The sequence below is a fragment of the Phytoactinopolyspora endophytica genome, assembly GCF_004138495.1.
In the GTDB taxonomy this organism is placed as follows: Bacteria; Actinomycetota; Actinomycetes; order Jiangellales; family Jiangellaceae; genus Phytoactinopolyspora; species Phytoactinopolyspora endophytica.
The window spans coordinates 180,588-181,382 of sequence record NZ_ML142858.1 but is presented as its reverse complement, the minus strand read 5'-3'; the positions used below and the strand labels follow the sequence as shown (position 1 = coordinate 181,382).

Sequence of the window (795 nt, the reverse complement as noted above, 5' to 3'; positions counted from 1 at the left end):
CGAAGATCGTCCAGTAGTCTTCGCTGGCACCGACGACGCCGATCTTGATCGGGTCGCCACCTTCGCCGGAGGCGACGGCGGTGTCACCGTCCCCGCCGCAGGCTGTCAGCAGCAAGCTGCCGGCGGCGAGCACGGCGAGCAGCCCGCCGAGGCGAGAGGCCGCCGAGCGGTGGCCGCTTGGCCGATTCCCTGCGGCCGCACGGCCGGCTTTGGAAGTGAGGCGGGTCATGAGAGATTCCCTTTCATACCTGTACGCGTCAGGTCGCCCTGACGCCACGGATGGGTAGATGCAATGGATCGGTCTGGGGTTGGACTGCACGGCATTCGCGCCGGCGGATGGACGCGCGACGTGCCGGCCACGGAGTTGTCGACCTACGCGACCGCTGACACGTCATCGCTGGAGTCGCCGTGTGCACGTCGCGCTCCGGGACACGCCCCAACATTCGGCCGCGCTAGGCACAGGCCCGGGCGCAGCCACAACAACATGCGCCTTGGGTCAGGCTCGTGGAGCCTCGCCGGGATCGAACGACTCAGGTCGGCGTCGCGCCGTCACATGCAACAGCGGCGCATGCTCGTCCCACACATGGACATGCCGCAGCGGCAAGCTGTCGGCATGGTCCGGACGGCGTCGAACTGGGCACGAGACATAAACCTCATCATGCGCATTGGACCTCTGGTCTTCAAATCGAAACCTACTGGATCTTACATACTGGACACAAAATGACCATACTGTGAGACGTCCCTGATGGCCTGCCTTGCGGCCGAGCACCTCGGCGCGTCCGGGATGGCAATCTG

The 795-nt window shown here is 65.5% G+C and carries 1 pseudogene; it reads right to left on the bottom strand.

The features are described 5' to 3' along the window. Positions 1–229: pseudogene (locus tag ELR45_RS38465) on the bottom strand (hypothetical protein); the annotation flags it as partial. Positions 230–795 lie beyond the last annotated feature (566 nt).